21 protein-coding genes and 1 pseudogene are annotated in these 23,829 nt (G+C 48.4%); 15 read left to right on the forward strand and 7 right to left on the reverse strand.

Annotated elements, in window-relative coordinates; translation table 11 throughout:
* The first annotated feature begins 7 nt into the window (after positions 1-7).
* From BLO51_RS03050 to BLO51_RS03070, 5 genes are all read left to right on the forward strand, one after another.
* Positions 8-1,594 (forward strand): response regulator transcription factor, encoded by a 1,587-nt coding sequence (locus tag BLO51_RS03050; protein ID WP_090666725.1) that lies wholly within the window; start codon positions 8-10, stop codon positions 1,592-1,594.
* 162 nt (positions 1,595-1,756) lie between these two features.
* The gene (locus BLO51_RS03055; RefSeq protein ID WP_167670090.1) at positions 1,757-2,905 is read left to right on the forward strand and encodes a Gfo/Idh/MocA family protein; all 1,149 of its coding nucleotides are present in this window, start codon (positions 1,757-1,759) and stop codon (positions 2,903-2,905) included.
* Positions 2,906-2,941: 36 nt separating this feature from the next.
* Positions 2,942-4,651 carry an extracellular solute-binding protein gene (locus tag BLO51_RS03060; RefSeq protein ID WP_090666729.1) on the forward strand — a complete coding sequence of 570 codons (1,710 nt, stop codon included), beginning with the start codon at positions 2,942-2,944 and terminating at the stop codon, positions 4,649-4,651.
* Positions 4,652-4,736: 85 nt separating this feature from the next.
* Positions 4,737-5,702 (forward strand): ABC transporter permease, encoded by a 966-nt coding sequence (locus BLO51_RS03065; protein ID WP_090666732.1) that lies wholly within the window; start codon positions 4,737-4,739, stop codon positions 5,700-5,702.
* Between the two features lie 13 nt (positions 5,703-5,715).
* The gene (locus tag BLO51_RS03070) at positions 5,716-6,597 is read left to right on the forward strand and encodes a carbohydrate ABC transporter permease (RefSeq protein WP_090666734.1); all 882 of its coding nucleotides are present in this window, start codon (positions 5,716-5,718) and stop codon (positions 6,595-6,597) included.
* 118 nt (positions 6,598-6,715) lie between these two features.
* On the opposite strand, the gene BLO51_RS03075 is transcribed toward BLO51_RS03070, so the two are convergent.
* The 5 genes from BLO51_RS03075 to BLO51_RS03095 form a co-directional block, all read right to left on the reverse strand.
* Positions 6,716-7,795: a DUF418 domain-containing protein gene (locus tag BLO51_RS03075; protein ID WP_090666736.1), complete on the reverse strand. Its 1,080-nt coding sequence runs from the start codon at positions 7,793-7,795 to the stop codon at positions 6,716-6,718.
* A gap of 39 nt (positions 7,796-7,834) precedes the next feature.
* A complete protein-coding gene (locus tag BLO51_RS03080) occupies positions 7,835-9,028 on the reverse strand; it encodes an MFS transporter (protein WP_090666738.1) in 1,194 nt (397 codons plus the stop codon).
* A 20-nt stretch (positions 9,029-9,048) separates the two neighbouring features.
* Positions 9,049-9,675, reverse strand: a complete 627-nt coding sequence (locus tag BLO51_RS03085; protein ID WP_090666740.1) for a GNAT family N-acetyltransferase — start codon at positions 9,673-9,675, stop codon at positions 9,049-9,051.
* A complete protein-coding gene (locus tag BLO51_RS03090) occupies positions 9,650-10,471 on the reverse strand; it encodes a helix-turn-helix domain-containing protein (RefSeq protein WP_090666742.1) in 822 nt (273 codons plus the stop codon). The genes BLO51_RS03085 and BLO51_RS03090 overlap by 26 nt, the downstream gene beginning before the upstream one ends.
* 159 nt (positions 10,472-10,630) lie before the next feature.
* Positions 10,631-11,212, reverse strand: a complete 582-nt coding sequence (locus BLO51_RS03095; protein WP_090666744.1) for an NAD(P)H-dependent oxidoreductase — start codon at positions 11,210-11,212, stop codon at positions 10,631-10,633.
* Between the two features lie 143 nt (positions 11,213-11,355).
* Here BLO51_RS03095 and BLO51_RS03100 point away from each other — a divergent pair, with 143 nt between their 5' ends.
* From BLO51_RS03100 to BLO51_RS03120, 5 genes and pseudogenes are all read left to right on the forward strand, one after another.
* Entirely contained in the window at positions 11,356-12,378 is a 1,023-nt protein-coding gene (locus BLO51_RS03100) for an AraC family transcriptional regulator (protein ID WP_090666746.1), read from the forward strand.
* A gap of 110 nt (positions 12,379-12,488) precedes the next feature.
* Positions 12,489-13,532, forward strand: coding sequence for an NAD(P)/FAD-dependent oxidoreductase (locus tag BLO51_RS03105; RefSeq protein WP_174551186.1), 1,044 nt, complete (start codon positions 12,489-12,491; stop codon positions 13,530-13,532).
* 90 nt (positions 13,533-13,622) lie between these two features.
* Positions 13,623-13,808, forward strand: a pseudogene (locus BLO51_RS03110) (zinc ribbon domain-containing protein); the annotation flags it as partial.
* Between the two features lie 378 nt (positions 13,809-14,186).
* Entirely contained in the window at positions 14,187-15,002 is an 816-nt protein-coding gene (locus BLO51_RS03115; protein ID WP_090666751.1) for a MerR family transcriptional regulator, read from the forward strand.
* Positions 15,003-15,037: 35 nt separating this feature from the next.
* On the forward strand, positions 15,038-16,231 hold the full coding sequence (locus BLO51_RS03120) for an MFS transporter (protein WP_090666753.1): 1,194 nt from the start codon (positions 15,038-15,040) through the stop codon (positions 16,229-16,231).
* A 53-nt stretch (positions 16,232-16,284) separates the two neighbouring features.
* Here the strand turns inward: BLO51_RS03120 and BLO51_RS03125 are convergent, their stop codons facing one another.
* Both BLO51_RS03125 and BLO51_RS03130 read right to left on the reverse strand, forming a co-directional pair.
* Entirely contained in the window at positions 16,285-17,661 is a 1,377-nt protein-coding gene (locus BLO51_RS03125) for an MFS transporter (protein ID WP_167670091.1), read from the reverse strand.
* 29 nt (positions 17,662-17,690) lie between these two features.
* Entirely contained in the window at positions 17,691-18,404 is a 714-nt protein-coding gene (locus tag BLO51_RS03130) for a PadR family transcriptional regulator (RefSeq protein WP_143006811.1), read from the reverse strand.
* Between the two features lie 229 nt (positions 18,405-18,633).
* Between BLO51_RS03130 and hutP the strand changes: the two genes are divergently transcribed.
* From hutP to BLO51_RS03155, 5 genes are all read left to right on the forward strand, one after another.
* A complete protein-coding gene (gene hutP / locus BLO51_RS03135) occupies positions 18,634-19,107 on the forward strand; it encodes a histidine utilization transcription antiterminator HutP (RefSeq protein WP_090666758.1) in 474 nt (157 codons plus the stop codon).
* A 136-nt stretch (positions 19,108-19,243) separates the two neighbouring features.
* Positions 19,244-20,776, forward strand: a complete 1,533-nt coding sequence (gene hutH / locus BLO51_RS03140; protein ID WP_090666760.1) for a histidine ammonia-lyase — start codon at positions 19,244-19,246, stop codon at positions 20,774-20,776.
* A 97-nt stretch (positions 20,777-20,873) separates the two neighbouring features.
* Complete coding sequence (locus BLO51_RS03145) at positions 20,874-21,359, forward strand: GNAT family N-acetyltransferase (RefSeq protein WP_090666763.1); 486 nt, start codon at positions 20,874-20,876, stop codon at positions 21,357-21,359.
* Positions 21,360-21,682: 323 nt separating this feature from the next.
* On the forward strand, positions 21,683-23,392 hold the full coding sequence (gene argS / locus BLO51_RS03150) for an arginine--tRNA ligase (protein ID WP_090666765.1): 1,710 nt from the start codon (positions 21,683-21,685) through the stop codon (positions 23,390-23,392).
* Positions 23,393-23,557: 165 nt separating this feature from the next.
* Positions 23,558-23,788 carry a YqzE family protein gene (locus tag BLO51_RS03155; protein ID WP_090666767.1) on the forward strand — a complete coding sequence of 77 codons (231 nt, stop codon included), beginning with the start codon at positions 23,558-23,560 and terminating at the stop codon, positions 23,786-23,788.
* Positions 23,789-23,829: the final 41 nt, after the last annotated feature.

A 23,829-nucleotide genomic window follows, 5' to 3' on the forward strand; every position in this document is an offset into this window, starting at 1 on the left:
GGTAGACATGTATAAAGTTTTGTTTGTGGATGATGAGCCCAATATATGCGAAGGACTTAAGCTGATCATCGATTGGGAGAGCGAGGGATTCGGAATTGCGGGCGTTGCGCGTAACGGTTCGGATGCGCTCAAACAGTTGGAGTCAACGGCTGTCGATATCATTATTACGGATGTTCGAATGCCCGAAATGTCCGGCATCGAGCTGATAAAAAAGCTGAATGAAACGCGCAATGGCGCCAAAGTTATTATCATTAGCGGTTTCTCGGAGTTTGAATATGCAAGAGAGGCTTTACGGTACGGGGTCCGCAATTATATATTGAAGCCGATCAATAGGGATATGCTGGAAAGCACGGTTCGATCCATTAAAAAAGAGCTGGATCATGAACGCACCAACGAACGGTCGCTAAAAAAGCAAGAGAATTTTATACGGGAAAAACTTCTTGTTCAGCTGGTCAAAACCGGAGCATGGGACCAAACGGATTACGATGTGGGGGGTTGGGGAAAAATCCTGACGGACAGCACCTGCTGCGTCTCCATCGTGCTGTTTGGCGATAATCGGTATGCAGACTGTACTCCAAGAGAAATGAAATACGGCATTTCAAAGCAGATCGTGAAGGAGATCATGAGCAACACGCTGGAGAAGCATAAATGCGGGTATGTGTTTGAACCGGAGCAGAAGGATCTGCTTGGGGCTCTTCTTTACAGCGGGGAGTATGACATGAGTTACATTAAAGAAGTGGTGCTGCCCGAGTTGTATACGGATATTCAGCATGTGACAAGCGGCGAGATTATCATCGGACTCGGAAATGAGGCCATGAGCGCCGCAGCCATTCCCGAATCGTATCGAAATAGCTGCAGAGCCGCAAAATGGCAAGGGCTTGTTCACGGGGCCGGTATAGCGATCTACGATAATATGGAAATGGACTGCAATTCGGATTCCGCTTGGGATCATTCCGTCCTTATAAGCAAGGTTCGACAATGCGATGAGGCCGGTATCCTGCATGAGATGGAACGCCTCTCCCATTACGCGGATTCTTTACAACAGCCGAATAAAGTGCTGTATTCCATCATGATCGGCATTTTTATGGAGCTTGCGACCATAATGAACGAAATCGGCGGCGACTTAAAAACCATTCTCGACAACGAAATCGATGCCGGGAATGTTAGTGCCAATAACGACGTACTGCAGCAGGTTGCGTTTATTGAGGCCGCATGCGTCAAAACGGCTTTCCATATCAAAGAGAAGTGCGGCGGTTTCGACCATGATGTGCTCAACCATATCGTTCAATATGTGAATTGCCATTATAATACAGACCTCAATTTGGCGATTCTCTCGAACAAGTTTTTTCTTAACCAAGGATATATCGGCAAGCTGTTCAAAAAGCATACGGGCATGGGGTTCATCGATTATCTAAACGGGGTCCGAATGGAAAAAGCGGCAAAACTGTTGGAAGAAGGTTACTTGAAAACGTATGAAGTCTGCGAGGAGGTCGGCTATAAGGATTTAAATTATTTTTATCGGATCTTCAAGAAATTCAAAGGGGTTTCTCCGGCAGAGTACAAGAAAACGGTCCGGATGCGAAAATTTAGTTAAGCGCTTTCGTAATCTGTGCTTTTTTGTCCTGCTATAATTACGGTTTTGTCATGTTACATTCACGATACGCCTCCTCTACAATAAAAGTGTGAGGAAGAGCACACGAACCATTAGAAATGAAAGGGCTTACAAATCTTGTCTATGACTTAGGGGTGGATGAATATGACAATTAAAGTGGGGATCGCAGGAGTGCGAGGACTTAGCTCCCTTCAGGGCTTCCAGAGTTGCCCCGATACGGAAGTTGTGGCGCTTTGCGATCTGGATGGAGAGTACCTTCAGGAAGCGGCGCGTGAGCATGGAATACAGCATACCTACCGAATTTTCGAAGACATGCTGGAATCGGACATCGATGCCGTAGTCATCTCTACCCCCATGCAGCTTCACGTACCGCAAACGATCGCAGCTTTGCAAGCAGGAAAGCACGTGTTTTGCGAAGTTACGGCGGGAGTTACGATGGACGAATTGTGGTGGTTGAAGGAAGTTGTGGAGTCGTCTAACAGCGTGTATATGATGGCCGAAAACTATTGCTATATTCCGGAAAATCAGATGATCACCAATATGGTGAAGAAAGGCTTGTTTGGTGAAGTCTACTTTGGCGAAGGGGAATATCTTCACGACGTTCGCAGTTTGGCTTACCAATTCAACCGCACGAATGCAGCAGAGCAAACAGCACCGACTTGGCGCAAGTATTGGCAGTTGGGCAAGCGAGGGAATTTCTATCCGACACACAGCCTCGGGCCGGTCATGAAGTGGTTCGAAGGCGACCGGATTCGATCCGTTTCTTGCTATGGTTCAGGGTGGCATACGGATTCCCGCTTTCGCCAAGAAGATACGACAATTACGCTCTGCCAGATGGAAAGCGGGAAGCTGATCAAGCTTCGCACCGATTGCATTTCGAAGCGGCCGCTCAATGTGAACTACACTCTGCAAGGAACGAAGGGATGCTTCGAAGCGCCGCGCGGTATGGGTGATCAGCATAAAGTGTGGCTGGAATCGATGGGAGGTGATCCCGCTTACAATAGGGAATGGCGCCCGCTGAGCGACTTCTATGACTATTTGCCGGACCGCTACAAGAACGCAACGGAGGAGCAGAAGAATGCGAAACATTGGGGGAGTGATTATTTCATCATCGAGGATTTCGTAAATGCGGTTAAAGGGTTGGAGAAACCCGCCATTGATGTTTACGACGCCTGTGAATGGACGGCCGTAGCGCTGTTATCCGAGCTATCCGTTATGAACGGCGGAAGAGCGATGGAGATGCCCAACTTCCGGAAGAGCGGTTCGTATGCGGATCAAATTATTAAATTGTGATTTGAGGGCAAGGGATACTTCAAGGGGGGGATGACTTTGAAACTGTGGAAACGAATGACGGGGATTGGCGTAGCGGCGCTGTTGCTGTTTGCGACGGCTTGTGGGGGCACGGGTTCGAATCTGGGAGCAAGCGGCGACGCTCCGACAGGAGAGCGAGCGTTATATACCATCAAGGTATTAGTCACTTCGACGGGGAATACGATCGTGAAGAGAAGTGATGAGACTCCGGTCGGGAAAGTCATTAAAGATAAATTCAACATCGTATTTGAATTCATTCCTTTTAGCGGCGATTATCGGGACAAGCTGAACATGATGCTTGCTTCCGGAGACTATCCGGAGATGCTGCGCGTAGAACGTCAGGATTTAGTAACCAAATATATCAATGCAGGCGCTGCGCTGCCGCTGGATGATTATTTGAAGGATGCCAAATATTTTAACGAGGCCAATAAGCCTTCCATTCCTTTCTGGCGGCTGCCGGCGAGCGACGGCAAATTGTACAAATGGGAAGCGAACGTACCACAGGATGTCAACAACTTTTGCGAATGCAACGATATCGCCATTCGTAACGATATTCTCAAGGAACAAGGCTATCCGAAGCTGTTGAGCACGGATGACTATGTGGAATTCCTGAAGAAAGCGATCGCTGCGCATCCGACGACGAACGGCAAGAAAACGCTCGGGGTTGTCGCTCCTTTGGCGGAATCGTGGGGGATGGCTGGTATCATGCCCATTATGTATGAGAAAGGGGACAAGTATATCTCGGTCGGCAATGAAGGCGTTATCTTCAATATAAAGGACCAGAAATTTGAAGATATGCTTTTGAATGCGTATACAAAAGAATCGTACCAGTTTTTCAACAGATTGTATCGCGAAGGACTGCTCGACAACGAAAGCTTCACGGATACGCTCACCCAAGTGACGGAGAAAGTCAATTCCGGCCAAGCCTTAGGCTTCTATTATACGATGTGGATTAAAGATCAGGTCAATACATCGCTGGAAAAAGCGGGACATCCGGATCTCGGATATATCCAGCTTCCGATTCAGACGAACACGATGGTCAAGGAAGGTCAGAAGAAAAATCTTCGTTTGGAAACGGTGCGCCCGTACGACTCCATCATCATTACGAAGAACGCCAAGGATCCGAAGCGGATTTTCGAGCTGATCGATTGGTTCTCTTCCGAGGAAGGGCAGATCCTGCTTCAAGCCGGTGTAGAAGGGGTTCATTACAAGCGGGTCGACGGCAAACGGGTTCTGACGGACGAATTTAAAAAAGGATATCGGGAAGACCCGAATTACTTATCCAAGCAAGGCATCGGCGTCGGTATGTCGTTCCTGGGGTTAAGACTTCTTACGGCGAAGGACAACCAGCCTTACAATCTCTTGAACGATACCGCGGCTTCCGACGAATTTTCCTTGACCAAGACGGTGGCAGACACTTACAAAACGCTCGGATGGGCCAACTCGAAAGATTGGTTCAGGAAGAACGGTGTCCCTGCTCCGGGCGGATTGGCGAGCGGGATCATTATCGATCCTACCAGCTCCGAAGGAATGATTTCCCAGAAAATCGTCGAGCTTCGCGTCAAAAATTCGGCTAAACTGGTCATGGCCAAGTCCGAAGCAGAATTCGAACAGATTTGGCAAGACTTGATGAAGCAATATCAGGTGCTGAATCCGCAGAAAGTCGTCGACAAGTACAACGAGATCTTCCAGCAGCAGCAAGCCAAAGTGAAAGAGTATACGAAATAATCAAACCATGGGGAATTTATATTCACCTTGTAAATTCCCCATGTGCTCAAATTAAGCGTTTGTCAGGGGAGGAGGGCTCGCGCAGATGGCGAAACAGGAAGCGGCGGTGATCGTCTCGGGAGCAGCACGACAATACCAAGCGACATGGGTAAAGAAAGTATTCAGGCAAAAATATTTGTTTCTAATGATCTCTCCGGCAGTTCTGTTAACTGTTCTCTTCCATTATGTACCGCTGTTCGGATGGCTGATCGCATTCAAGAATTATCAGGTGGGCATCAATCTGTGGAAAGCTCCATGGATCGGTCTTCAGCAGTTTAAAATGTTTTTCATGGAAAGCACGGATTATATTTATTTAATCCGCAATACGCTCGTTATGAACCTCTCGGTCATTATTTTAAACCTGACGGTTGCCTTGGTGTTCGCCATATTGTTAAATGAGGTACGTCAGAAGTGGTTCAAAAAAATCATTCAAACCGTCTCGTTCTTCCCATACTTCGTTTCGTGGGTAATCGTGTATGCGATTATTCATGCACTGTTAGGGAGTTCGACCGGGGCGATCAATGTGTCGCTGATCAAGCTTGGGATTCTCGAGCAAGGCATTAATGTACTTGGGGATAAAGCGTATTCATGGCTCCTCGTCATCTTTGTGCAAGGATGGAAGTATTTGGGGTACAATGCTGTTATCTATATTGCGGCAATCACTTCCATTTCTGCCGATCAGTACGAAGCGGCCGACATGGACGGAGCGGGAAGATTCCAAAAAATATGGCATATTACGGTGCCGAATTTGATACCGACGTTCATCATTTTGTTGATTCTCAACATTGGATGGGTACTCAATTCCGATTTCGATCTTTTCTACCTGTTCACGAATCCGACCAACTGGGAAACGATGGAGGTTCTGGACATGTATATTTATAAATTCGGCCTCAAACTCGGAAATTTCTCTTATGCGACGGCGGTTGGCATTATCAAGACGATTGTCAGTCTGATTGTGGTCATCGGGGCCAACCAGCTATCCAAGAAAATGACAGGCAAATCATTGCTGTAAAGGTGGGGCTGCCATGGAAAATAGAACAACGTTCGACCGGCTCTTTGACGCTGGCAACTATGTATTGATGACCTTTGTCGGGATAATCATGTTTTTTCCTTTCCTGTATATCATCAGCTATTCGCTCAGCGAACCGAGCAAATTGCCCCAGGGATTGCTGGTATTGCCGGCAGGCTTCACGCTAGACGCCTACGCGCGGGCGTTTGAAGATCCGGCGATCTTCCATAGTATATTGATTTCTGTCGGAAGGACGATTCTCGGCCCGGTTGTCATGATTTTCGTAACGTCGATGGCGGCCTATTGTTTAACGAGAGACGATTTTATAGCGGTTCGCTTTTGGCGCAAGTTCTTTGTCTTTACGATGTATTTCTCCAGCGGGCTAATTCCGCTGTATGTTCTTATTGTTCAACTGAATCTTTCCAAGTCGTTTTGGGTATACATCGTCACGACTGCTGTCAGCGTATTCAACATGATCCTGATCAAAACATTTATCGAAAGCTTGCCGGATTCGCTGGAAGAAGCGGCCGTCGTGGACGGAGCGAATGATTTGACGGTATTTTGGCGAATTATTTTCCCGCTGTGTCTTCCCGTTCTTGCCGCGGTAGTTCTATTTTCGGCGGTCGGGCAATGGAATAGCTTTATCGATACGCAGTTGTATAATGCGATGAATCCCGAATTGTTCACGCTGCAGTACGTGCTCTACCAAACGCTTTCCAACGCGAATAACGCGACCCTGATGCAATCGGGGGCTTTGAACGCCAGCATGAACACGGTTACGCCGGAAAGCTTGAAGATGGCGATCACGATGATTACGGTACTGCCGATCATGTTGGTATATCCGTTCTTGCAGCGATATTTTATTTCCGGGATGCTGGTCGGTTCCGTCAAAGGGTAAAGGCACGAGGAAGTGTTGGATAAAAAATCAATGACAAACGAGCCTCGGAATTGCTTCTGAGGCTCGTTTAAAGTATGGGGCGAAGGCCCTCGTTGGCGTGCTGGCCGATTTATACGACTCAACAAACTTTTCTCATGATCAGCTCAATTGGACCTCTTGTCTTCCATTTGATCCACAGATTCGAAAAGACGATTGCGACTATGAAATAAGCGGTTCCATAGGCCATTGCAAAAGAAAGTCCGCCATTTTCTAAATAGCCTAAGGCCTGAAGCAGCCCTAATCCGATAACGATGTGCCCGATATAATGGGATAACGATAATTGTCCAGTGTTGATCACCGCCTGCGTCAGAGGGGAATTCTCAAATTTGTCGACCACATAAAGACAGATCGCAATAACAGCCACAGATGAACAAATTCCGGAGAGAACATATAGCATTGTGGGCGGCATCGGTTTAGTTCCAAAAAGATATTTTGCTACTCCAACATTTAGTTCAGCAGAGGTCCATTGGATTAGGAAGAAAGAAAGGGTTTCAAAAACAACCGTTCCCGATAGCGAATATAGCAGTACCTTTGATCGGTTTTCCTTATCCAGCCAACGCTTTCTGCCAATCCACAAGCCGATGAGGAAGAAGCACAACCAAGGAAAGACAGGATGAAATCCGTTAAATAACAGATTGCGAGTGAACCCTTCGATCGTCCAAAAGCCCGAGTATTCCCTAAAACTTGAGTTCCAACCGTTGCCGTAATTAAATATAACTAAAAATATTTGCGATGCTAACAGAACAATCGAGAACAGGCCGAGTATTTTATTGTCGGATACGGTGATCAAGACCGCAGCTACAAGCATGAACACGGCATAGTAATGCAAAATGTCGGCGCTCCAGCCCATTAGCAATAACAGCACGCCAGCTATAAACAGGAAAGCGGCTCTACGGTACAAGCTGTTCCGGCTTTGACGAATGAGCTCCTCGTTCATCGAAGTTCGGGCTTTCGAGGTCATTAATGACACCCCGATTCCTGCCAGCACGACAAACAAGGCGGATGATCTCCCTTCAAGCAAACCGGCAATCGATTGCAACCATGCCGGTCCGCCATTCTCTGCTTGCATGGCAAGCTTATAGTTCACGATAATCATGCCGAAGATCGCCAATGCTCTCGCAAAATCCAGGGCGGTTATCCGCTTTTTCGATTGACTCATACGATATCATCCTTTTACGATTCGTGCTGTGAAGTAAATTCATCGCGACTGCATCCCCGCATTATTTTTCCACAATACCGCCATCACAAAAGCGGCGAACAGGACAACTGCGGCGAAAATATACGGTAAATTAATATTTACATCAAATAAAATACCGCCTAATGCAGGCCCAATAATAATTCCAAGACTTGTATATGTGGTACTCATCCCTGCGACAAATCCTTGCTCTTCCCCGGCCAATTTTGAAAGTAATGATGTCACTGCGGGACGAAGTATATCGCAAGCAAAAAATACAATACTGGAAACGGCCAAAATGCTCCAATAACCACTGGAAAAAACAGAAGCAAGAATGAAAATTGCGGCAATCATAATCGTGGCATGAATCAGCTTCTTCTCGCCGAATTTATTTACCAGCTTCTCAAAGAACATCACTTGAGCCACCACACCCGATATGGAACCTACTGTAATAATGACGGCAATATCTTTCGCATTGAAACCGAATTTCGAATCAACAAAAAGACTGAACAGCATTTCGTAGGCAGACAGTCCAAAAGATAATACAAAGACAATGATCAGGGGTACCAAATACAAAGGTTGAAATGATTTTTTAATCTCCGACAAAAAACTTCCATTTAATTTCTTTTGTCTATTTTCCATTCGTTTTTCTTTAGACAAAGGCTCTTGCAAAACAAGCAATGAAATGATAGTAGTAACCAAGGTGAATCCTGCGGCGAAGAAGAATGGTGCACGTATCCCTAATTCAGCTATAAATCCGCCGATACCGGGACCGATGATGAACCCTAAACTTATCGCGGCAGCTTGATAGCCCATGATTTTAGGTCGCTCTTCCAATGAAGTGTTATCCGCTATAAAAGCGGTAACTGCCGGAATAATGAAGGCATCGCTAATGCCCCCTAAAATTCTTGAAAGAAACAATACCCATACCTGATTGCCAATGGCAAATAACAGCTCCGAAAAAGAAAAAAGGAATAGCCCTAGTATAAGTATGTTTTTTCTGCCGATCGTATCTACCCAGATGCCGGCAATGGGAGAGAAGAGAAGCATGGCAAATGCAAAAGCGGAAATCAAGTATCCCATGACTTCACCGCTTAAATGCATTTCTTTTGCAAACGACGGCATGACGGGAGCAGCAAGGCCAACCCCTACATAGGCAATAAATAAATTCATCAAGACGACAGCTAAAGATATTTTTTCTTTCGTAAAAAGACGCATATGTTTTCCTCATTACCTTATCATTTTAATTTTAAAACCATATAATCCCATTTTGATTCATTGAACAAAAGACGCCGTACCAAGCTACTTTGTTGTAACTGAGTCTGGAATGACAGGAGCTCGTATAGGTGCTTGGCACGAGGGTTGCTGCCTACGACGTGCAAGCTCAGCGCATCCAGGCGCGGTTCCGTTTGTGCAAAATGCTTTGCCCACTGAAATAACAGCTTTCCAACCCCCTTGCTTCGATGGTCCGGATGGACGACAACGTCTACAATATAACATTCTCCAGCCTGTGGTTTATGGTCTAATAAATGTAACCCGAGCAGCATTTTAAACAGGTTCCATTTTCCAAACCTATTGAAGCTCTTCCACGAAGGAAGCTCTTGCTTCTGTTTCATGTCAGATTCCGGCTTCCATTTGATAGCTATCGTTCCGATAACTTCTCCCTCTTGCAGGGCGACCATTCTTCGACTTGCCGGTTCCGCGGGAAAATGGTCAAGAAGCTTTTCGAAAAAAAGAGCGAGATCGTCATCATTTCTGTTCGTCAATTTTTGAAATTTTCCGCGAAACCCGTGAACAAGCAATCGGCCGATCTGTGGATTATACTTGGCCTGCATAGGTTCAATTGTTATTGGCGCTACCGTCATGTTCGATTCCCCTTTCGGAATTTGCAACCGGTTCGATCAAGGCTTGCAGCTCATAGTGCAGCCTGCTTTGGCTAAATAGGGATAAATAAGATTTTTCTATGAGGATCAGAGGTCCTGCTATGACATAAGACTGCGCAGCAGCGTAGTCGTAAAACTGTTTAATCATATGTTCAGACTCTTCTTCATCCACAAGGCTCTGTATGGAAAGGTAATCGCCTGCAGGCAAAGAGAAATCGCCAGGGGCTTGCGTTTCCAGGCATAAGGTAACGGTGCTCGAACCATCACTCGAACCATCATATAAATAATGAATGTCCGATTCGAACAAGTTCGGAACGCGCTTCGCCTGTCCGGTCAATCGTGTAGCATTCAGCTTCGTATGTGAATCCACTTCCATCCAACGTGTTAAATAAGTGGGTTCTCGCCGCTTGATTTGGTATTGATTGGGGTGCAGGCTAAAGCTTTGTTGTTCATTCAACACTTTTGTGATGAACTGATGAAGCTCTTGGAGTCGTTGCAACTCCGCATCCACTTCCCGCAGGGAATGATGAAGAAGCTGTCGATATTGATCCGCAGAGTAGGAAGTCATATACTCTTTTATGGAATGAACAGGTACCCCCAGCTTGCGAAGCAACAAAATATGCGCTAGTTGGTAAACTTGCTCGATGCCGTACATTCTATACTGATTGTTATCTGTATAAGCAGGTTGAAGGACCCCTTTTTCTTCAAAATAACGAATTTGATGAACAGACACGTTCATCAGCTTAGCTAATTCACTAATCGTAATTTCACTCTTCATAAACTTCACTCCCAAGGATGAGGTTTGGAACATCTTAACGATACACCTTAGGTCAGACCTAATGTCAAGCGTTTAATTCCCAGGGCAACGAAATAGAGGAGCTTGCTTAAGCGCAGCTCCTCTAAGGTTTATATAATGTATATTGAGATCAGAAAGTACTTAAGTCAATTTAGTCCCAAGCTGATTTACTTTAGCGAGCCAATTCGCGCGTTTTTCATCCGATGACCCTTTGATCACTCCAAGCTCCGTAACGCGTACAGGCGATACTCCGCAAAATTTCAATATGTTGCGTTTCATCACATTGTATTCTGCATGACCATAGGCCAACTTATTGTACAAGTACGGAGTATCGGCAGTGACGATCAAATGCGCGGACTTGCCGGTTAAGAGCTTATCCATAAGTGAAGAATTTTCCCTGTATTTGTAAGCGAAGCCGGGGAGAAAAACCCGGTCAATAAATCCTTTCAGAATGGCTGGCATTACACCCCACCATGTAGGATAAACAAATACAAGGTGATCCGCCCACTGGATGAGTTTTTGCGCTTCGATCAGATCTGGCTCTAATTCCGTTCGTTTACGGTAACCAAATTTCAGGTTCGGGTCAAACGTGATCTTGCTCAAATCAATAGAGCGAACCTCGGCTTGGCTGGCCGCGGCCCCTTTCATATAAGCGTCGGACAAGGCCGCACAGAAGCTCTCCGGGTCGGGATGTCCGTTAATAACGAGAATCTTCGATTTCATGTTCAGTTCCTCCTCTTGCCCCCAATTAATTACTTACCTTAGTGGCTGTTTGCGATATAATATAAGCATAGAACGAATTGAAAAAAAAATGAATGCTCGACAGCGCAATGGACTTGCTGATTCGCGCAAAAGGGGAATAAAAATTGAAGAACCGGGGAGTTCCCATTACGATAATATATCCGATGATGAAGACAATTACTCATAAAGGATATGAACTGGATCCATATTTCAGATATGCATCGTTTGACAGTTGTTTGTTGCAGGATAAAGAGGCCCGTATTACGGAAGAGGAATTGGAGCGATTGATGATCGCCGCAGCGAATTACACGCAAGATGATCATTTTGGCTTGCACCAAGGACAGATCCTGGAGCTTACCGATATGGGCATTCTCGGTTATGTGATTTTGCATTCTAAAACCATTGCCGATGCGCTAACCGCTTATCAAAGATACAATGTGATTCTGTGTAGCGTATTTCATCTGGAGTGGGAAGTGGAGGGCGAAGATGTCCTGATCCGCTATTCTTTACAGCATCCCGGTCAAATATCACGTCATAGTGTGGAGGAGATGGCGAGCTCGCTGTATCATTTGATCAACAAGCTTAGCAACTGCCGTATCCCATTGCATGAGATTCAATTTATACATGAGGCACCGGCGGATATAGAGCCTTATAAGGCGTTTTTCGGGAAAGTTCCCCGCTTTGGCGAGAAAGACAATGTTCTTCGTATGAGTAAGGACGTGCTGAAGTACCCGATTTTGTATTCCGATGCAAGACTGCTGGAACTTTTCGAGAACATTGCGCAGGAAACCAGAGATGAGCTGACACAGGAAAGCATGTTTTCAGATCGGGCAGTCCAATGGATGAAAGAGTGTGTTCCATCCTTTTTTCCGACCTTACAGCAAACCGCAGAACATTTCGAAATAAGCACAAGAACACTCCAGAATAAGTTGAAGGCAGAGCTAACTTCCTATAATGAATTATCTGTCAGGGTACGCAAGGAATTGGCCATAAGTTATTTGAAAAAAAGTGATTATACGATCGGCGACATTGCCTATTTGCTGTTTTTTTCGGAGCCCAGCGCATTTCAAAGCGCTTTTAAGAAGTGGACGGGTTTAACGCCGGGACAGTACCGGACACAAGCGCGTAACAGGAAAGCCCCAGCATGATGGGGTACCGGATACAAGTATCGCCGCAACATGGGAGTCCGACTTCCGATCGCACCTTGTCGTGTGCAACGATTTTATAGAATAAAGGCTGGTTGTAGGGGGAAACTTACATGATTAAGAAACAAAAAATTATAGTGATTGGCGCAGGTATTGTCGGTGCGTCAATGGCCTATAACTTATCAAAACGGAATCAGGATGTCACGTTAATCGAGAGTCATTCAACAGTTGCCTGTGGAGTAACTGAAAAATCTTTCGCTTGGATAAATCCTTCGGGTCGGGTATTAAAAAATTTTCGACATTTGTATGATGCAACGTTAGCCGAATATCATGAATTGGAAAAAGAGCTGCCTGATTTAAAGATAAACTGGCACGGAGCACTGACATGGGGAGTTCCTACAAATGCGGAGGAGTCTCATATCCAAAAACTGACTCGGCAGGAGATCTTGGAATTAGAACCTAATTTGAAGGAATATCCGGAAGAAGCTGCTTTTGCTTTTGAAGAAGGCGGAATAGATCCTATTTTAACAACAAAACGTTTAGTGGAACAAGCAGAGGCAAATGGAGCGAAACTACTTTTTGATACAAAAGTTGTGCAAATAAAAAAAGAGGGCGGCAAGGTTGTTGGCGTATACACCTCAAATGGCTTTATAGAATCGGACGTCATCGTCTTGGCCACCGGCGCAGCTGTACCCGAGCTCTGTAAGCCGCTGGGCTTCGATGTTCCTGTCGCTCCTTCGCCTTCCATTATCATTCACATGAAATCGAAAGAAAAGTTAATCCACACCTTGATTACCAATGCAGAGTTTGAAGCAAGGCAATTAACCGATGATACGCTAATTGCGGCGGAAGATTATATGGATGAGTCGGGTAAAAATGGACCGGAGGCCATTGGAAAGCGAGCGTTTGAAATTCTTCGTCACCAGTTAAAAGGAGGCGAGAATTTGGAGCTGCAAAGTATCAAGGTTGGAATGCGACCTATGCCTGAAGACGGTTACCCTATTGTTGGATTTCATGATCAAATAAAGGGTCTTTACTTGGCAGTTATGCATTCTGCTATTACGTTGGCTCCTGTTATTAGCCGCTTGGCTGCAAATGAGATTATAGACAACGTGCAGTTGAAAGAATTAGAAAGCTGCCGGTTATCCCGATTTTAAGTGGAATCTTGTATGTAATGGCATTCATGATGTTGAGTTAGAAGGTGTTTCTGTTGTACAAAATAGGAGAATTTTCGAAGATTAATAAAAGGAATCAACATCATCGAAGTCAATCCTGCGTACACCTCCCAAACGTGTCCAAACTGCGAGAAACGGAACAAGGCAATGGACCGAACGTATGAGTGTTCATGCGGGTATCGCGCACACCGCGACAGAGTTGGAGCGATCAACATCCTGCGCCAACCTGTGATAGATGGTAACAGTCTATCAGCCTAGATAGCTATACGCTCTGATCTAGGATGAGCTAATGAGCTAGCTCTTAACTTAGCAGTCGGCACAAAACAGAAATGGCCTGCGTGCGTTAACTAGCTAAGAATCCCACGGCTTTAGCCGTGTTGGAGGCTCAAACAACAGCAACCAATTCAATTGTAATGATGGTTTGACTGAACATAGTGAAATAAAGCTAAAAACAAACATCCCGCCTCACTTTTGAGTGAGGAGCGGGATGTTTTTGTCGATATGGAGTTCGTTTGGAATGACCGTCGGTTCGGCTGTCGCCATTGAATCCCGCTTGACTCTCCCCTTAACGGGAAAGTTATACTCGATTAAGGCAAGGAAGGGCAGAAATAACATTTAGACAAGCGAGGTGTATCCATGTTTAAAATCAGCGAGTTTTCGAAGATCGGCCAAGTATCGGTCAAGGCGCTTCGTTACTACGACCAATTGAATTTGCTCAAGCCGGCCCACACCGACAAGTATACCGGATACCGGTATTACTCAGCCGACCAGCTGTTTCAGCTCCACCGCATTTTGGCCTATAAAGAATTAGGCTTCTCGCTGGATCAAATTCGCCAGATGATAGGCGAGGAAATCCCACTTGAGCAAATTCGAGGGATGTTCCGGATCAAGCAAAACGAGATTCAGTCCGTTCTGGATAAGGAGCAGGCCAAGCTTGCCCGAATCAAGGAACGTCTGCATGCCATCGAGAATGAGGGGAAACATCTGACGTCGCACGATGTCGTTCTAAAAGAAGCGGCGCCGCAGCTTGTAGTGTCTTACCGGCAAAAAGTTTCGTTTAGTCAGCTTCCCGAGCTTTTCCGCCAGCTCGACGATCATTTGGAAAGCTACGGCGTATCTTCTTTGTCCCAAATGGTTCTTTGGCATGGCTGCGAGGAATGTGAAGACGATATGGACATCGAAGTGGCCCGGCTGCTCACTCACGATATGCCGAGCCGCTTCCTCTTTACGGTAAAGCGATTGCCGGAAGTTCCGATGATGGCCACGCTTATTCATCATTGCAGGATAACGAGCCCCTGCACCGCAAGTACGGAATTGGCGATGTGGATCGAACGAAACGGATATCGAATGAAGGAAAATGAGCCGCGACGCGAAATCTGCATCCCTCATGAAAAATTGGATGATCCGGAAGCTTACGTTGCCGAGGTCCAGATTGCCGTCGAGAGAGCTTGATTGAGAATCGCTTTGATTGGAAAGGAGATTCGGTTTTGACGAAACAACAAAAGCTTCTGACTTTAAATTTATTTTTGTTAACCTTCGTTCTGGGAACGAGCGAATTTGTCATTGTCGGGCTATTGACGGAAGTATCCACCAGCTTAAATGTCGCCATATCGACGGCAGGAGCTCTGGTATCGGCTTTTGCCATCGCTTTTGCCGTAGGTACGCCAATCTTGACGGCCGTATTCAGCCGATTCTCCAAATACCCGCTCATGCTTGTTTTGATCGCGGTATTTATTGCAGGGAATATGTTAACCGCTGTATCCGGGTCGTATGCGCTGCTTCTTGTTTCCAGAGTGATCACCGCCGTCGTTACCGGAGCTTTGATCGCACTCGCCATGGCCGTTGCCAGCGAAACCGTATCTTCCGAAAAAAGGGGTGCGGTGATTTCCATTATCTTCGCCGGGTTTACAATCGCCAGTGTCATCGGAGTGCCTCTTGGCACCTATATCGGACAATGGGGCGGTTGGCATATGACCTTTTGGTTTACCGCTCTATTGGGAGTCGTTTCGCTCATCGCCAGCTCAGTGACCATTCCAAGAGGGCTGAAGGGAACGCGGAGTTCGTTGAAAAAACAAATCGGATTATTCACCAACCCGCGTATTGTGATTGCGTTCTTTATTCCGGCGTTAAGCATTGCGGCGACCTATACCGTTTTTACGTATTTGACCCCTCTGCTGCAAGAAGTGCTCTTTGTCCCGGACCGGTATATTAGCCTTATATTTTTGCTTTACGGTGTCGTATCCATCTTCAGCACATTGATCGGCGGGAAATTGGCGGCCCGCAACGGAATTGGAAAGCTCCGGTATGTGTTTCTGATTCAAGCCGCCATTCTCGCGTCGCTTTATGTTTCCTCCAACTCGGTTGTCACAGGATTGGTTAGCATATCGTTCATTGCCCTTGTCGTTTATGTCATGAGCTCCACCATGCAATTGTATTTCATTGATTTGGCGGACAAGCATTTCCCTGCGGCCAAAGATTTGGCTTCGTCCTTAGTTCCCGTATCCGTCAATGTCGGAATTGCGCTTGGATCGGCTCTGGGCGGATGGGTTACGACGAACATGGAGCTTATCGATGTTTCCTGGTTCGGAGCAATCGCAGCGGTCGCCGCATCGATGCTGACCTTCATCAGCTATCGTCTGAACCGTAAAGCCGCGAGCGGTTATCAAACCGTCGCGAATTGAACAGCCGGAGGCGTTGAAAGCAGCGGCGGCCTGTTGGCCGCCTTACTGCTTGATCACTTGTCTAACGATTTCGAAGCTTGGACGACTTTCGAACCGCCCGGCATGCCGATCGACAAAGCCAGCAAGGCCAAGACGATGAGAGCGCAAATCATAGCCATATCCTGTATTCCCGCAGCGGTAACTCCGCCACTGAAAAACGCTCCCAAAATGCTTGAGGAGAGGATCGTCCCGATAAACCGGGATGTCATGAATAACCCGGAAGCGATACCGGTCTCCTCCTTGGGAACAAATGAAAAAATAGCGGCTTGCAAACTAAGATTTTGAAACCCTATCCCGATTCCAAAGACAGATAAAACCGCAATCAAATGGCCCGTCGAAGGCGAAGGAAGCAACAAGATAAGAAGAACACCGGCCAAAAGGAACGATGAGCCTATGATTAGCGGCATTTTGATGCCCGATCTGTCTGCCAGCCTGGTGACCAGCGGCGTAACGGCTACAGCGAAGCCGGACAGCGCAAGCATAATGACGCCAACGATTCGATCATCCAAATGTTGGACTTGCTTCAAGTAGGACGGTATGCTGAACAGTATCGCATAAAACACGATGTTTACCCCAAGATATTGCAAGTAGACAAGGCAAATATTAAGGTTTTTTTTCAAGAAGGAAATGTCAATGAACGGCTGGGTACGAGTTACTTCATACTTGTAGAACAAGAACCCAAGCACAATACCGGTCAAAAGCAAAAGCCAGACTTTGAGTCCGGACCCAAAGGAAAGGAAGAAAAGCAGCCAGACAATAATAAGCGCCGTAAAAAGAACAATCCCCGCGACATCCAATCCGCCGGAACCCAAACGTTTTCGGGGGCCGTCTTTCGGCAAAAATTTGACGGACAATAAAAAAGAAATCGCGATAACCGGAAAGTTGACCCAGAAAATAGCCGGCCAATCTCCGTAATGAATTAAAAATCCGCCGATCACGGGTCCAAAGGCGGAGGACGTGGACGTAAAGATGGATAGTACGCCCAAAGCGCCGGCTTGTTTTTCCGTTATGGAGCTGCGTATTAACCCCATACCGGAAGGGAACAGCGAGGAAGTGCCAATCGCTTGAATGACCCGAAAACCGATCAACCAGCCTATGCTTGGAGACCATGGGGCCAACAAAGAGGAAATCGTAACAAGCCCCAGCCCAAATAGGAATACGCGTTTTTGCCCAATCAAATCGCTGAGTTTTCCCATGACAGGCTGAGCGATGGCGCTGGCTACGTAATATGTAGCAATTAACCAGGAAATCACGTCGTAGCCAATGTGAAAGTCTGCTTCGAGCCTTGAAAAGGCTACGGAAATCATCGTCGTATTCAAAGGATTCAATAGAATGCCAAGACCTACGGCGGCAAGCAATCCATACCGCCTTGCCTTCGAGTTCGTGGACATAGGCATGCGCCCCCCCGCTTTATTGTAGTTTAGGAACGGTTGTCTTCCGAAAGGGTATCGTCACAGCCGTCAAGCAATTGAGTTAAATCCAGCTGAAGCTTTTCTATGATTCCGCGAAATTTAACATATTGTTCCGGGGAACAACCGCTTTTTTTCGCCGCTCTTGCAATAAGAAAGATGACCTCGGACCATTCCTTCATCATCTCCCGCAAGTCGCTCTTTTCGAGATCGGCATCCGGCCGCCGCCGACCTTCCCGTTCCCAGCAATCTTGATCCCGGCTTTTTCTCTCTTGAAGACATACCAAGCCTGCCTCCGTAATGCGGTACAGCCTTTTCCCGTTCGCCTCCTTTGCAGTAATCAAGCTCATATCCTCAAGTAACTGCAAATTTGGATAAATCGAACCGGCGCTAGGGACATACAGTCCGCCGGTTCTATCCTCCATCGCTTTGATAAGTTGATATCCGTGCATGGGTTCCGAAACGAGAAGCTCAAGCAAAGCATATTTGAACTCGCCGCGCTTGAAAAACCGCTGTTTGCCCTCCTCGCAGCCGCCGGAGGATCTTCCGCGTTTGTAACGCACGCGGTGGTCTTCTTGCAACCAAAGCATATGCTGCCCTTTAGTTCTTTCGCTCTTACGATGTTCTCCATCATGTCGATTGAAATAAAACATGAACGCCACTCCTAATAAAACAATACGATATATCGTTATAAAAAATGTAATACGATATATCGTATTTGTCAATCGCCGATTGGGTTATTTTTCCCTCTGCCGATCGGCGCCTCGTTGTCAACCCGCGTGATGTATGATACAATTTCATCAGATACTTTAGCGATGAGTTAAATCCTTTTAGATCATTTAGTGTATAGTCGGGTCGATACAAGGCAAGTTTTATGGGAGCGGGAAGCAGCTTTCCCATTTGCTGTTGTAGCGTCTTTTTTATTTTTATTGTGGCGTTCCGCAGGAAAGGGGCATGCAAGTGACGGGCCAGCAAGGGATTCCTTCTACGATCGGCAAATTAACCGCCTTATTGGCGATGATGCACAACCATGCGCTGGGGGCGGATATCGTACGAAAGCTGGACGCGGACGGTTACCGGCATACCGTCGGGAAAGTCGGCTCCATGGACAGCGCGAAAGTCGTTGCGGCCATCGAAACGGCTGCCAAAAACAATCGGGTCATCGACGAAAAGCGGTACCGGGAAACACATGGCTTGTACCACGCGATTCTTGAGGCGTTGCAGGGGGTAAGCCGCGGAACCCCGCAGATTCGGGACGTATTGCGTACGGTAGGGCTTACCTTCGCCATCGTTCGCGGCCCTTTGTCAACCGAGGTGGATCAACCGGACGAAGGGGAATGGATCTGCGTATGTATGTACGGCACGATCGGTGCTCCGAAAAAAGGCTTCGAGCACGAGGTGCTGGGCTTCGGTATCAATCATATTTGAATGACCGGATCGCAGTTTCAGGCGTTTCAATTGAATAATTGTAGACCATAGTCTTATAGTTTCGTTTAGAGGTCATGACCATTGATTTGGTGTGGCCTCTTTTTTTGTGTCCATTTCATAAGGAGAGTGATTTGTGATGATAAAAACAGCACCAATTATGATCGGCGGCGGCAAGCTGACCTTGCAGGAGGTCGTGCTCGTGGCACGCCACGGCTACGAAGTCGAGCTTGACGCTTCGGTCAAAGCAAAGGTAATGAAGAGCAGACAATACGTCGAGAAGCTGTTGGCGGAGAAAAAGGTCGTCTACGGCTTGACCACAGGCTTCGGCAAATTCAGCGACACGTACATTTCGAGCGAGGACGCGAAGACGCTGCAGGTCAATTTGATCCGCAGTCACGCTTGCGGCATCGGCGATCCGTTCCCGGAGGAAGTGGCGAGAGCGATCGTATTGCTGCGCATCAACGCCTTGATCCAGGGCTATTCCGGGATACGTTACTCCGTCGTGGAGACGATGGTCGAGATGCTGAACAAAGGCGTCGTTCCGCTGATCCCGGAGAAAGGCTCGCTCGGCGCAAGCGGCGACTTGGCCCCGCTGTCCCATTTGGCGCTGGTCATGATGGGGGAAGGGGAAGCGTCGTTCCGGGGGGAGAAGCTGGACGGAAAAGCAGCCATGGACAAGGCCGGAATCGTACCGGTGTCGCTTGAAGCGAAAGAGGGCCTGGCTTTGATTAACGGTACGCAAGTGATGACCGCCGTCGGCGCTTTGGCTTGCTGGGACGCGCTGCAGTTGGCCAAATGGGCGGATTGCACCGCCGCTTTGACCACCGAGACCTTGCAGGGCGTAAGGCAGGCGTTCGACCCGGAAACTCACGACATCCGCCCGCATGCCGGCCAGCAGCAGGCCGCTTCGAATATCCGCAAGCTGACCCAAGACAGCCGTCTGATGACAAACCAAGGGGAGCTGCGTGTCCAAGACGCTTATTCGCTGCGCTGCGTACCGCAGGTTCACGGCGCTTCGGCCGATGCGCTTCAATATATTCACGATAAATTACTGATCGAGATGAATTCGGTAACGGATAATCCTCTCATATTCACTGAGCAGGAGAAAGTGATCTCCGGCGGCAATTTTCACGGCCAACCGATTGCGCTGGCGATGGATTTCCTCTCCATTGCGGTGGCGGAGCTGGCGAATATATCGGAGCGGCGAATCGAACGGCTGGTCAATCCCCAGCTGAGCGGAGGACTGCCTCCGTTTCTGACGAAGTACGGCGGCACGAACTCGGGCTTCATGATTGCGCAGTATGCCGCGGCTTCACTCGTTTCCGAAAACAAGTCGCTTGCGCATCCGGCCAGCGTCGATTCGATTCCAAGCTCGGCGAATCAAGAGGATCATGTGAGCATGGGAACGATCGGCGCGAGAAAAGCGGCCAAAATCGTCGAAAATGCATACAACGTCGTTGCGATCGAGCTTCTGTGTGGCTCGCAAGCGGCCGATTACCGCGGAGCCGACGGGCTGGGCAAGGGAACGGCCTGGGTATACGCCCAGTGCCGCAAGCAGGTGCCGTTTCTGGATGAAGACCGCGTGATGTACACGGATTTCCGAAAAGCCGTGAGCTTGATGAAGGATGAAGCGGTGCTTAAGGATATGGCGGAGACGCTCGGTTTGTGATATACAGTCTCCTGTTCGAAGTCTTGCATTTCTCCCGAAACCTTGCTATAGTAGGCGAAAAAATCTCTAGGATTTTGTGAGAGGGAGCGGGCTTCTAATGGAGATCAGACGGGCCGGACATGCAGATGTACCGCACATTTTGGATATTTATAACGAAGCTGTGCTAACGACGGTAGCGACGTTCGATACGGTTCCGCGTGCGCTGGAGCAGCAGCTGGAGTGGTTCGAACAGCATGGCGAAGCTTACCCGGTCGTCGTCGCCGAAGATGCCGGTTTAATTCTCGGCTGGGCCGCTGTGAACCGGTACTCCGACCGGCTGGCCTATGCGCGTACGGCGGAGCTGTCCTTATATATCCGGGACGGGCACCGCGGTCAGGGACTCGGGAAAAAGCTGCTGGAAGCCGTGCTGGCTGAAGGGAAAAAGGCCGGATTGCATACGGTGCTTTCGCGGATCGTGGAGGGCAACGATAGCAGCGTTCACATTCACCGGCAGTTCGGATTCGATACCGTGGGCACGATGCGCGAGGTCGGCTTCAAATTCGGCAAGCTGCTGGACGTCGTCATGATGCAGAAAATGCTTTAAACTCGTAAACCGGAGGGTACCGGCGGCAGCCGGAAGCTCCGGTTTTTTGCATTTCCTCCCGTATTTTTTCGTCGATGTCCAAAATTCATACAAACATCGTGTCCGATGCCGGAACGAAGCGCCGCCGGACCGCCAAAATCGTTGAGATGACGCAGCAAACCCGGCTTGACTCGGTTTTTCGCGCCCGATATAATGGAACATATGCAAAGGCTGTCAAGACCTACGTGCGACGTTGAAAAACGGCACCCCGACCGGGGTGCTTTCTTGTATGAAAGCGTATTGCGGGATGGCGGCGTTCGTTCGAAGAAAGGGGCACATCGTGTATGAATTACAAACAATGGTTAGCCGGGCAGCTGGCAGCAAAGCTTGAGGGCTTATCGCAGGAAGCGCTGGCGGAGCTGATCGAATATCCGCCGAATCCGCAGATGGGGGATTTGTCGCTGCCTTGCTTCAAGCTTAGCAAGCAGCTCCGGAAGGCGCCGCAGGCGATTGCGGAAGAGCTGAAGGCAGGCTGGAGCGACAACGCATCGGTTCAGAGGGTGGATGCGGTGTCCGGTTATTTTAACGTATTTTTGAACCCGGCCGCTTTCGCCAAAGAAGTCGTCGGTGAAGTATTGGCGCGCCAAGACCGTTACGGCTCGCAGGAATACGGTCAAGGACGCAATATCGTGGTTGACTTCTCTTCGCCGAATATCGCGAAGACGTTCCATATCGGGCATCTCCGCTCGACGGTCATCGGGAATGCGCTTTATAACATTTTCAACTTTATGGGATACAATAGCGTGGGCATCAACCATCTCGGCGATTGGGGCACGCAGTTCGGCAAGCTGATCGTCGCCTACAAGCTGTGGGGGGATCAGGCGGCCGTCGAAGCGGGAGGCATCGACGAGTTGCAGCGCATTTACGTCAAGTTCCATGACGAAGCTGACGTGAAGCCGGAGCTGGAGGACGAGGCGCGCGCCTGGTTCGTGAAGCTGGAGCAGGGGGACGAGGAGGCGCACAGGCTGTGGCGCTGGTTTGTGGACATCAGCTTGAAGGAGTTCCACAAGATGTACGATCTGCTCGGCGTGAAGTTCGATTCATATGCGGGCGAAAGCTTCTATAACGATAAAATGGCCGAGGTGCTGGACGAGCTGAAGGCGAAAAACCTGCTGGAAGAAGACGGCGGAGCGCTGCTTGTCCGGCTCGACGATTTCAATATGCCTCCAGCCTTAATGGTGAAAAAGGACGGCGGAACGCTGTACCATACGCGCGACGTGGCGGCGGCTAAATACCGCAAGAAGACGTATGATTTCGACAAAGCCGTCTATGTGACCGATGCGGGACAAAGCCTGCATTTTAACCAGCTGTTCAAGGTAATCGAGCTGATGGGCTACGATTGGTCGAAGCAAATGCTGCACGTGCCGTTCGGCAAAGTCAGCCTGGAAGGCGCGAAGCTGTCGACCCGGAAGGGCAATGTGATCAACCTGGAGGATCTGCTCGGCAAAGCGATCGAGAAGACCCGCGAAATCATCGAAGAGAAAAATCCGAATCTGGAAAATAAAGACGAAGTCGCCCGGAAGGTCGGCGTAGGGGCGATTATTTTCAACGATTTGAGCAACAATCGGATTAAGGATATCGTCTTCTCCTGGGACGAGGCGTTGAATTTTGAGGGCGAAACCGGTCCATACGTGCAGTACACGCATGCGCGGACGTGCAGCGTGCTGGCGAAAGCCGATCCAGCGGAGACGCAGTCGTTCGAAGGCTTCGATCCGAAGCACTTGGAAAATGAAGAGGCACAAGGCGTGCTGAAGCAGATGTACTTGTTCAAGGAACGGGTCGAGCAGGCGATGCATAAGCTGGAGCCTTCCATTATCAGCCGGTATTTGGTCGATCTGGCGCAAAGTTTCAACCGTTTCTACCATGAATGTCCGATTCTGAAGGTGGACGATGCCGAGGTGCGCAAAGCGCGTCTTGCGCTCGTGGAGTCTGTAAGGATTACGCTGAAGAACGGTCTGGCGTTGATCGGTCTGGAAGCGCCGGAGAAGGTTTAAACCTCATCACATCACATGGCAAAAACACCTGTTTGTCCGGACTGTCATAGACAGCCGGCATCCGGGTGTTTTTTTGCATGCGACCGTTACCGGCTTTAATAAGACGAAGGCAGGTTTGCCGCAACCGGGTGCGGATCATACTGGGATGTAGAGGTGAATGGCAACATGGCGAAAAGCGACGAGCTTGTAAAATATGTAACGGAGCGGGTCGTCCGGTACATCGAGACGCCGAAGGAGGTGCGGAGGCAGGTACGGGCGGACCGGAGGGAAGGCAAGGAGCCGTGGCAGTACCGCTGGTTCGGCATGCTGCCGGTGGCGATCGACATGTGGACGAAGCCTTTGCGCGAGGGCGCCCGGCGCTTCGGAAGAAGCCTAAGCAAACGAGCGGAGCGGTGAAATCAAAGCAGCTAAAGCATGGTGCCTGAATAAAAAAAAGG

The organism is Paenibacillus tianmuensis (genome assembly GCF_900100345.1).
Lineage (GTDB): Bacteria > Bacillota > Bacilli > Paenibacillales > NBRC-103111 > Paenibacillus_G > Paenibacillus_G tianmuensis.